Source organism: Novosphingobium soli (assembly GCF_042432915.1).
Taxonomy (GTDB): Bacteria; Pseudomonadota; Alphaproteobacteria; order Sphingomonadales; family Sphingomonadaceae; genus Novosphingobium; species Novosphingobium soli.
Genome location: NZ_JBHLWK010000039.1, coordinates 31,918 through 42,209, shown reverse-complemented (window position 1 = coordinate 42,209; position 10,292 = coordinate 31,918). Strand labels below are relative to the sequence as shown.

Sequence of the window (10,292 nt, the reverse complement as noted above, 5' to 3'; positions counted from 1 at the left end):
CGGCTATGCTTCAGCCTAAGATGATCACGCTCTAACGCGGCGCTAACCGACCGCTGCGGCCGAGCCGATCGCGGGGCAGCCGACCTTCACGAACGGGTCGACCACGAAGGGATTGCCCCCCGCGAAGGTACGGATGCGAAAGTCGAACCGCGCGCCGCCCTGGGTCAGGCTGCCCTCCCCGATTGCCGGCGACGCCCCGCCCTTGATCGCGGCCACCTTCATCATCCGAAAGACGGCCCAGGGACCGTTCCAGGTGCGCTGCGCCGGTGCCCCGCCCGCCGTCGCGAAACTGACCGAGGCGCCGCCCGCTCCCGGCCAGTCGAAGGTGGACGGGATCGCCGCCTTGCCGTCGTAGCGCAAGGTCTGGCCGTCCACCTGCAGCGTCAGCGATTCCGCGCCGGACAGCGCCACCGGCTCGATCTGGTAGGAGAGCCGCGGGCTGTTCGGGTCGGTTCCGAAGAACGTCCGCGTCACCGTGTCCGCCGCCTGCATGGCGCGCACGGTGGCGGCGGTCAGGCCGATTTCACCGGCGTTCTCCTTGGCCGTCCAGTACGGCGGCGTCTTGTCGACGTAGCCGCCCAGCTCGGTAGCGACGAAGTTGGCGAACAGCCCCTGCGGCGAGAAGAACCGCGTGAAGTCGGCCACCGCCAGATCCACGCTGGAGCCGGGCATCACCGGATAGGCCTTGGCCAGGCCGTTCGCGCAGGATTCCCCGAAGCTGCCGCTCATCGCCTCGCCCATCTGCGCCAGCCGCGCGCCGCCGAGCGCGACGTTGGCATCGCTGGCCACCGCCTTGGCCCAGAGGCTGGCCGGCGCCGGCATCGAATTGCCCGTCTGATCGAGCTGGAGGATGGCGGCCTTGGCCTCCATGCTCTGCTGCGAACCGGTCTCGCCGCCGCCGCCTGGCAGGACCGCGATGACGTTCAGCTTGTCGGCGAGCTGGACCATCCCTTGCAGCCAGGCGTCGAGCGGGGAACCCTCGCCCTGGCCGACGAACATGCGCAGCGGCAGGAAGGCATCGACCACCGCCTGCCGTCCACCGTCACCCGCCGCCGGCAACGCCCCCGCCTGCCCCGCCATGGTCATCGCCTGCGCCAGCTTTCCGCCCGGCTTGGGCGTCCCGGCGGCGGGGGTCATGTCGGTGGCCTTGGCCATGGCCGCCAGGAGCGGCTTGATCGGCGAGAGCGGCCCGCCCCCGTCGCGCAGGCGCTGGACGTTTTCGCCCAGGGAGGCCGCCGGCTTGACCTGGATCGAAGCGGTGTAGGACTGCCACCGGTCCAGGAACTCGGCGAAGTAGAGCCGCTCCAGGTCCGACTTCAGCCCGGCCAGCTCGGCCGGAGAGAGCTGCGTGCCGCCGGTGTCGCCGACGACCCATTTCTCCTCCTCCAGCAAGCTCGCGCCCTTGGCGACGATGGGCAGGAAGATCTTGTCGTAGCCGCTGCGGGTGAACAGCGCCGGTACGCCCGCGCCGGGCGCGAAGGCGCCGCTGGTGTCGAAGAACGCCTCCGGCCGCGGACCGGCATGGGCGCGCGCGGTCCACATCTCCTCCCCGGTTTCGAGCGCCTTGCTCTTGAGGCGGCCGTAGACGCGCACCGCCGCGGGCTGCGCGCGCAGGACCGAGCGAGCCGCCTCGACGCGGCCCGCGTCGATGGTCTGCGGTGCGAAGTTGCCGTCGAACAAGGCCTTGGTGTGGCGCGCGAGTTCACCCGCCTGGCTCTCGGCATTGCCGCCGCCGCGCTCCATCCAGGCCGGTTGCACCCAGCCCGCCACGTGCTCGCCCATGGCGGGGCCCTGCCCGCCGAGGATCAGGTAGGACTTGAGATCGTCGTAGAGCGCGGTCGGGTTCTGGCCGTCCGCCGCCATGCGCTGCTCCGCAAGGCCGACGAGAATCGGCGCGAGCCTGCGCTTGAGGTCGCGCCCGTAGATCCCGCCCAGCTCGGCAGAGAGGCGTCCGCCCTGGCCCAGCCCCAGACCGAAGTCGCTCGCCTGCGCCATCTGCGTCGTCGCGTCGCCCAGGATGCCGAGTGCGGCGACATCCTCGTCCACCCCGCCCCCGCCGTTCGCGCGCACGTTGGCATAGGCCTCGGCGGTGCCGAAGACCTGGTCGATGAGCGCAAGATTGCGGAAGTAGCCCCAGGTCCAGATGCCGCAGCAGATCGCCAGCGCCGCCACGCTGGCGGCGATGGCCACCGTGTAGCGCTGCCCGGCGCGCTTCTCCGCCAGCGGGTTGCGCCCGGCCATGCCCTGCTCCGGGATCAGCAGGTCGGAGAAGAAGCGCTTGAGGAAGTAGCTGCGCCCGGCGCCGACCGCCTGCGCCGAATGAGTGGCCGGCGCGCCGACGCTGAGCAGGATGCGATCGACCGGGTTGCCGGTCTGGATCGACGAGGCGAGATAGACCCCGCGCACGCGTGCGGGTTCGTCGAAGCGGCTCTTCTGGCCGAGAGCCTCCAGCAGCCGGGCGATGGGAGCCTGCAGCGAGGCGAGCTGCGCCGGAAAGGCCGCGATCTGCGCGCGCAGGTGCATCTGCGGCTCGTTCTGCATCCGCTCGACCACGCGCGAGGACACCGAGGTGACCAGTGCCTCGAACCCTTCGAGCACCGAGGCATTGTCCGGCCGATCGCCCCTGGCCGTCGCGCCGAACACCTGATCGGATTCGCTGTCGGTGCTGGAACGGAAGTACTCGCGGAAGCCGGCGAGCAGGTCCGCCTTGGTGACGAGCACGTAGACGGGCAGGTCCTGTCCCAGCTCCTTGCCGATCTCGGCCAGGCGCGCGCGGATGTGGCGCGCATGGTCGGCCATCTTCGCCGGATCGACGAAATCCGCGGCGGGGATCGCGACGATGACGCCGTTGAGCGGCTGGAGCGGCCGGTACTGCTGGAGCAAGTCCAGGAAGGACTTCCACCCCGCGGCATCCGCGCTGGCATCGTCGTCCTGCGTCACGTAGCGGCCGGCGGTGTCGATCAGCACCGCCTCGTCGGTGAACCACCAGTCGCAGTTCGGGGTCTTGGGCTGGCCGCGCAGGGCGCGATACTCCCCCGCCACGGCGGTGGGAAAATCGAGGCCGCAGTTGAGCAGCGCGGTGGTCTTGCCCGCGCCCGAGGGGCCGATGATGGCGTACCAGGGCAGCTGATAGGCGTAGGCCCCGCGCGAGCCCACCTTGGCGGACTTGAGCATGTCGAGCGCCTGGGTGAGCTTGGCGGAGATCTCGTCACGGTCGGCGGCGCCGGGCTCGGGCTTGAGCGCCTCCATCATCGCGGCGTTCTTCGTCTTCTCCCCCCGCACTGCCAGGAGCCACAGGACGCCCACGACGAGCAGCGGCAGCAGCGCGACAAGGCTCGCCACCGGCCACCAGCCGAGCGGACGAAAGCCCGCGATCGACACCAGGGGGCCGACGAAGAACAGCAGCAGGCCCAGCGCGACTGCGCCGATCACGCGCCAGAACCAGCGGTTGCGGAAGAGTGCCTTCATCACCTGTCTCCCTCAGCGCCAGTGGATGTCGTTGGCGACGCGCAGTTCGACCCGGCGGTTGCGGGTCCGCCCTTCGTCGCTGCCGTTGTCGCCGATCGGCTGGGTCGCTCCGAAGCCGGCGATCGACAGCCGCGCCGGGTCCGCCAGGCCGGCGCCCTCGATCGCCTGCGCCACCGACTGCGCGCGCGCCTCCGACAGCTCCTGGTTCGACGGGAACTGCAGCGAGTGGATCGCCTGGTCGTCGGTGTGGCCTTCGACCTTGACCGGGCCCTTGGTGAGGTTCGCGGCCTGCGCCAGATGCGCGAAGGTGTCGCTCCACGCGCTCGATGCGTCGGCTTGGGCGGAGGCGAAGAGGCCCTGGTTGTGCAGGCGGATGACGATCTCGTTGCCTTCGCGCGTCAGTTCGAGGCGACCGGCGGCGACGTCGGGGCGCAGGATGTCCTGGAACTTCTCGTAGAGCGGCGTCTCCGCCTGCGCGGGGGGCGGCGGCGGGGGCGGCACGGCGGCGGTGCCGACCGCGCGGTCGACCGCCTCGATCGCCGCGTTGCCCCGGCTCGACAGGTGCATGAGCAGCGCCGCGAAGATCAGCAGGGCGACGACGCCGATGCCGGCGAGCACGGCCCAGAGCGGGACCTGAGAGCCGAAGCGGCCGGACGCGATCTTCTGCCCGTGCCATTGCGGAGAGATCTCCCCGCTCGGCGCCGCGCGCTGGCGCTGCACCAGCGCGGCAAGGCCGGCGCGGCGCTGGGCGAGGATGTTCTGCCCGCGCGGGTCGAGCGCGGCGCGGCCCTCGAACCCGAGCGAGAGGCACAAGTACAGCAGCTCGATCAGCCGCGGCTCGCTAGCGGGATCGCGCTCCATCTGCTCGGCGAACTGGAACATGCGGTCACCGCCGCGCGCGTCCTTGTGGTAGACGACCAGCAGGCTCTGCGTGGACCACTGGCTCTGCCCGCCCCAGGGCGTGGACATCACCGCATCGTCGATGAAGGCGCACAGTATGTAGTGCGCCAGCTGCACCGACTTGGGCTCCAGCCCCAATGCCCGGGCGCGCTTGGTGAACGCGTCCAGCTCGCCGACGGTGGTGCGGCGCAGCGCCTCGAGGTCGGGACCGACCGCCATGGTCTTGATGTGGTTGGCCAGCAGGATCAGGCGACCCGCCGCCGCGACGACGGGCTCGGGTCCGTAGAGATGGGGCTCGCCAGGCGCGAAGTCGATGCGCCCGCCCCCGCCTTGTGAGGTCGATGGCGGCGGCGGCGGAGCGCCCCACGGCGCGGCACCGCCGGATACCGGCTGGCCGGGCGGCGGGGAGACCGGAATGCCGGGCGCCGCGGATGCCGGCGCCGGCGGGATGCCCTGCGGCGGCTGCGGCGGGAAGCCGGCGGGTGTCGGCGTGCCCCCGCCCCCGCCCCCGGCCGGACGGAACACGGTCGCGTCGTCGCCGTCGTCGTCGCCGATCATTGCTGCTGCCCCCGGATCGCCCACATCTCCAGCTCGAGGCCCGGGATCTCGCCCGCGACGTGCAGCGCGACTGCACCCGAGGTCCGCACCGCCTGCCACTGTTCGTGCCGCGCGTTGATGTTGAAGTAGACCGTGTTGGCCCGAAACGGGATCTGCCGCGGTTCCGCCGCCATGGGATAGAGGTCCGCGCCCGGCAAGTGCCGGTTGACCAGATCGCGGATGTGCTCGACCGAGCCGATCTTGGTGAGCCGCGGCATGTTGGCCCGCAGCTGCTCGGTGTCGACGCCCGCGCGCACCGCAAGCACGAACGAGGCGGTGGTGAACAGCGAGCGATCCTCGATCTGCCCGACCTGGATGCCGTAGCCGCGCGGGGTCAGCGCGATCGCCACGGCCGTCTGCTCGAACACCTTGCTGAGCGAGCGGCGCAGGTCCGCCATCACCGCATCGAAGCAAAGCCGCGGCTGGCGATGCTGGTAGAGCGGCATGAAGGTGGGCCGGTTGGACGTCTGGGTGAAGGTCGAAAGCTCTCCGGCCAGGGCACACAGCATGCCGTAGAAGTCGGCGGGGTGGATCGCGGGCAGCGCCGAGAGATGCTTGAGCAGCGCCTCCGCCCGGTTCGCCACCATCAGCATGAGGAAGTCGGTGATGTCGGCCACCGCCTTCGCACCGGGTGTGCCCAGCCGCCCCGCGATCGCTTCGGCCCGCTGGTGGAGCATGCCCTCGAGCTCGGTGATGAAGCCGGACAGCACCGGACTGGCAGTGACCGACACCGCGCAGGGGATGAAGCCGGTGTCGAGCACCACGGAGTCGTCGGTGCGCCGCTCCACCACGCGGGCGATCGGCAGGGTGACGTAGCCTTCCAGCCCCTCCGCCTCGGTGCGCAGCGACAGCTGCAGGCGGCCCACGTTCATCGCCACCCGCGAACTGGCGCCGTAGACGATGTCCGCCGCTTCGAACTCCTCCGCCAGGAACCGCGTCTCGGCCTGGGCGCTGCGATCGAGCGCGACATCGGCGGTGCCGGCGCGGCTCTCCGGGATGCATAGGTGCACGACCTGGTCGCGCACGTCGCGCATGACCTCGAGCGGCTTGGGCGCCGCCGCCTGCTCGGGGATGCGGAAGGGGGTGCCGTCCTCGAACACGCCGGAGCAGCGGTTGACGACGATCTTGCCGGTGCGCAGCGGCCCCTCGCCGATCTCCAGCTGGTGTACGCCGTAGCCGTGCGCCACCAGCGGCGCGACGCGCGATTCCAGTTGCGCGACGGCGAAGCGCTCAAACTGCTGAAAATGCTGCGGCCGCAGGAACATGCCTTCCGACCAGACAGGCTTGTTCTCCCACGTCACAGACCCGATTCCCCCTTGCCCAAGTCTACGTCCCCCGAATGACTCTAACGCGTAGACTTCATGAACTTTTCGTATCCTTCGCGGAAGGCCGCACTCATGATTCCGTTGGCATTGGACGTCGCATCTTTTCGCAGGTTTTCATAGACCGTCACGTACAGCGACCAGCGATCGATGCCGCGCTTTCCGAGGAAGCCCTTCTTCTGGCCTTCGGCAGCGGCGACGAGCTTGTCCATCTCCGCGGGCGAGAGGCGTGCGAAGGCGATCGTCAAGGCGTTCTGGACGCCGGCGAGCATCGCCATCTGGTGCTTCTTGATGTCCTCGAACGCACTGCGCACCGCCTCCTCCCCGTCCATGAACCCGGGCAGCGGCTGGCCGATCACGACCCGGGCGGCATCGAAGGCGGGCAGATGCTTGAGCGGGTTGTTGCGCCCCATGCTCAGCTGCGTGCGCTCGACCCGGAACTCGTCCTTGAACGTGGCGCGGTCCTGCAGGATGTCGCACAGGCCCAGCACGACCTGCCGGTACAGCACGCCGAGCCGGTACATGGCATCGGGCGGGAGCCGCATGTCCTCGGGCGAGAACCCGGCGCCTTCGTAGAACGCGGCCCAGCCCTCGGCATCGCTGCCCGGGCCTGCGGACGCGGACGGCGGGGGCGACGATGGCGGCGATGTTTCGGGCGACGGTGCGGACGGCAGCGATCCAGCGCCCGCGGCGCTCGCCTGGAAGAACGGATCGCCGGCCGCGTCCGGGCCGGGCATCGGCGCGGCGGCGAAGAGATCGTCCTTGCGCTGCGGGACACCGCCGGCATCCGGACCCAAGGGGGGCATCGGCAGCGCCGGGAACGGCTCGAACTCGGGGACGGGCTGGCCATCGCCGATACCATTGCCGGGGCTCGCCCAGTCCTCCGGAATGCCGACGCTGCCTCCGAACGGCACGGGGTCTGCCAGGATCGGGCGCGGCACGAAGGCCTGGCCGAACGGCTCGCTGAAGCCGAAGTCTGCCAGCGGCGGCGGCGCGGGCGCGAAATCCGGGACGTTCGGGGGCGGCGCATGGAAGCTGCCGCCGGAGAGGAAGTCGTGCACCTCGCCGCCGCCCAAGTCGCCGAGGAACGGATCGGCGGGACCCGCGCTCCAGATGTCGTCTCCGGCCGTGCTGGCGCCCAGCGGCAGCGGCGCGACCGGCGGTGGCACGAAGGAGGCTCCCAGGGCGTCTGCCGGCGTGCTGACGGTGATGACGAAGTCGTTGATCACCAGCCGGTCGCCGGGACGGATCGTCACCGGCTGGCCGGGCACGATCCGCTGCCCCGGATTGTTCAGCGCCACCCCGTTCTTGCTGGTGTCGGTGACGGTGAGGTCGAGCCCCATCGCCGCGATCGTGCAATGCTCGCGCGAGACGAAGCCCTGGTCGTCGGGCAGGACGAGATCGCAGATCTTCTCGCTGCGGCCCACCTTGATCTGGCCGGCGTCGATCTGGCGGCGGTCGAAGAAGCTCCCCGGAGGGTCGTTCAGGCGCGAGAGAAGCAGAGTCCACATGGTCAGCCAGGCTTGCGTTCGGCCAGCCTGCCCCGCAGTTCCGCCTGCGCCTGCGCCCCGTTGCCGCCCGCCATCAGCGCCAGCCCGACCGGGAGCCAGTCGGCAAAGGCGATCCGGCCGGCCAGCGCCGGTTCATGCGCCAGCAGAAGCAGCGCGATGCGCGCGGCGACGCCCGGCAGGTGCGGGGCCGGCGGCACCGCCTGCTGCCCACGCGGTGCGATGGAGGGCCCGGCCCAGTAAGCCGCAGTCGCCACCCAGGCGGGCGCGAAGTCGGGATCGCAGGCGTTCGCGATCTCGCCCGCGCGCTCCGCGTCCCCCGCGCCGCCGCCCTGCACCCAGCGCTCGGCCGCGGCGACCGCCGCAAGGTCCTGGCTGCGCCGCTCCAGATCCGGCACCACGCGCGCGGCCAGGCAGGCCCACCACACGGCCTGGCGGTGCGGCAGCATCATCGCCAGCGCATAGATGGCATCGCGCGCGTTGCCGTTCTCGACCAGCGCGGTGACGAGCTTCTCGGGATGTCCGATGCGGCCCAGCATCCCCTTTCCGGCGGCGGTGAGATCGGCCTTGGCCTCTAACTCGGACCGCTGGAACCGCAGGGGAATGGACAAGGGGGAGGACGCCATCAGTTGATCATCACCATGCCGCCCTTGAGGGTCAGCATGGCGTCCCCGTTGACATCCGTCTTCGGCGCCTTGAGCGCGGCGGTCGCCCCGCCCGACATGTCGAGCTTGACGTCGGCCTTGATGGTGATCTGCATGGCCTTGATGGTGATGCCGTCCGGCTTCATGGTGATCGTCGAGCCGCCGACCTTGAGTTCGATCTCGGACTGCGACTCCAGCAGGTTCTTGTCGGTGACGGTCACCGTGCGCGTGGACTTGACGTCCACCGTCTCCTTGCCCTCCACGGTGCGCTTGCGGTCGCGCTTGACCTCCAGCGTCTGGTCGCGCTTCACCGTGCCCCAGTCGTCCTGGTCGATCTCCCGGCGATAGTCGCGCCCGGTGTAGAGCTTGATTTCCTCCTTGCCGTCCTTGTCCTCGAAGAAGAACTCCTGGACCACCCCGCCGTTCTTTTCGGTCACCGATCGCCAGCCGGTCTGCGTCACCTTGCTGGCGGGATCGAACGGGTAGGCCTGCGACGGGGTGTAGACGGTGCCGGTGATGATCGGCAGGTCCGGGTTGCCGTAGAGAAAATCGATGATGACGCGGGTGCCGATGCGCGGGAAGAACTGCGCGCCGTGGGTTGCATGCGCCCACTGTTGCTGCACCGGCAACCACACCTGCTTGGCGAACCCGGCCTTGGAATAGTCGCGCGCGTTGGAGATGGCGACCGGAACGCGCCATTCGCCGTCCACTTTGATCTCGCCCGCGGTCGCGCCCTCCAGCTCGACCACGCCCAGCATCGGACCAGGCGCCTGCCGCGGGGGCGTGTCGACGCGCGGCCGCACCGTCTTGGTCGCGTCGATCGCGGTGAAAAGATTGGAATAGCGCGCCGTTCCCGCGCCTTCGAACATCCAGGGATCGTACGCGGAGTGGATGACGCGGGTCAGCACCATGCGCCTGGGCGCCAGCGTCGTGCCGCCGGTGATCTCGACCCGGCCGCCGGCCATGAAGCTCGGCTCCAGCGCCCTGCCCTCGACCCGGTCCGCGCTTTGTGCCGCGTGTTCGTCGCTGGCCTTCTGGCGGCTTTCCACGTCGCCCCCGGCCAGCGCCTCGTAGCCGATGGTCTCGTACTCGTGGCTGTAGACCGCCCCCCAGCCGTCCCCGGCGGAACTGTCCTTCAGGAACGGCTCGTCGAGCTTGTTCACGTTGAAAGAGACGTGCTTGTGCCGGCGCGCAGCGGCGGCATAGTGCCGCTCCAGCACGTCGATATGGCCGTTCTTGCTGCCCGCGACGAACTCCACCGGGCCCGCGGCGATGTCGACGTAGTCGGCCGGCTTGTTGGTCACGATCATCTTGTGCCGGTAGGCGCCCGCACTGCGGTCGTAGACGAAGAAGTACATGATGCCGTCCTGCGCCAGCAGGCGACCCAGGAAGTCCAGCTCGCTCTCGTCATAACGGACGGCGTAGCCACGCTTGGGCGGGGCGGGGCTGACCGACAGGGTCTTCACCAGCCCCGTGACATCGGCGGTCATGCCCTCGAAGATCTGGACGCTGGTCTTGTCCTGTACGAAGTGCGTGGCGCTGGCGTAGGACAAGGCGTGGTAGGCGGGGCGCAACTGGACGAAGATCCGGCCGATATCGTCGCCTACCACGCGGCGGGCGGCGTAGATCCGGCCCGCGAAGACGCGTTCCTGGCCCGATCCGGGATAGATGTCGAACTCGGCGAGCTTGCCGATCCAGCTCGTCAGGTCGGGTTCGGCATTGGTGATGAGCTCGAGCCAGTAGTCGAAAGGCTGGGATATCTCTTCCCGCCCCTCGAAGCCGACGAGGGCATAATCCTCGATCGCCGCATCCGCCAGGACGCGAAGATTGAGCAGGTGCTTGTCCATCGCCGC

The 10,292-nt window shown here is 69.9% G+C and carries 6 protein-coding genes; all 6 read right to left on the bottom strand.

Annotated features, from left to right (window positions below):
- Window positions 1-42: 42 nt before the first annotated feature.
- Genes tssM through ACFFJC_RS20710 form a run of 6 tightly spaced genes read right to left on the bottom strand, consistent with a single transcriptional unit; the run spans window position 43 to window position 10,286 of the window.
- Window positions 43-3,468, bottom strand: coding sequence for a type VI secretion system membrane subunit TssM (gene tssM, locus ACFFJC_RS20735; RefSeq protein WP_379489219.1), 3,426 nt, complete (start codon window positions 3,466-3,468; stop codon window positions 43-45).
- A 12-nt stretch (window positions 3,469-3,480) separates the two neighbouring features.
- Entirely contained in the window at window positions 3,481-4,926 is a 1,446-nt protein-coding gene (gene icmH / locus ACFFJC_RS20730; RefSeq protein ID WP_379489218.1) for a type IVB secretion system protein IcmH/DotU, read from the bottom strand.
- Window positions 4,923-6,266 (bottom strand): type VI secretion system baseplate subunit TssK, encoded by a 1,344-nt coding sequence (gene tssK / locus ACFFJC_RS20725; protein WP_379489217.1) that lies wholly within the window; start codon window positions 6,264-6,266, stop codon window positions 4,923-4,925. The genes icmH and tssK overlap by 4 nt, the downstream gene beginning before the upstream one ends.
- A 44-nt stretch (window positions 6,267-6,310) precedes the next feature.
- Window positions 6,311-7,798 (bottom strand): type VI secretion system-associated FHA domain protein TagH, encoded by a 1,488-nt coding sequence (gene tagH, locus ACFFJC_RS20720; protein WP_379489216.1) that lies wholly within the window; start codon window positions 7,796-7,798, stop codon window positions 6,311-6,313.
- A gap of 2 nt (window positions 7,799-7,800) precedes the next feature.
- Window positions 7,801-8,421 carry a DUF6931 family protein gene (locus tag ACFFJC_RS20715; RefSeq protein WP_379489215.1) on the bottom strand — a complete coding sequence of 207 codons (621 nt, stop codon included), beginning with the start codon at window positions 8,419-8,421 and terminating at the stop codon, window positions 7,801-7,803.
- The gene (locus tag ACFFJC_RS20710; RefSeq protein WP_379489214.1) at window positions 8,421-10,286 is read right to left on the bottom strand and encodes a type VI secretion system Vgr family protein; all 1,866 of its coding nucleotides are present in this window, start codon (window positions 10,284-10,286) and stop codon (window positions 8,421-8,423) included. The genes ACFFJC_RS20715 and ACFFJC_RS20710 overlap by 1 nt, the downstream gene beginning before the upstream one ends.
- Between the last annotated feature and the right edge of the window lie 6 nt (window positions 10,287-10,292).

What these genes read in the sequence shown, in the direction of transcription:
- tssM (WP_379489219.1), bottom strand. Translation starts at nt 3,468, where the DNA reads ATGAAGGCACTCTTCCGCAACCGCTGGTTCTGGCGCGTGATCGGCGCA.
- icmH (WP_379489218.1), bottom strand. Translation starts at nt 4,926, where the DNA reads ATGATCGGCGACGACGACGGCGACGACGCGACCGTGTTCCGTCCGGCC.
- tagH (WP_379489216.1), bottom strand. Translation starts at nt 7,798, where the DNA reads ATGTGGACTCTGCTTCTCTCGCGCCTGAACGACCCTCCGGGGAGCTTC.
- ACFFJC_RS20715 (WP_379489215.1), bottom strand. Translation starts at nt 8,421, where the DNA reads ATGGCGTCCTCCCCCTTGTCCATTCCCCTGCGGTTCCAGCGGTCCGAG.
- ACFFJC_RS20710 (WP_379489214.1), bottom strand. Translation starts at nt 10,286, where the DNA reads ATGGACAAGCACCTGCTCAATCTTCGCGTCCTGGCGGATGCGGCGATC.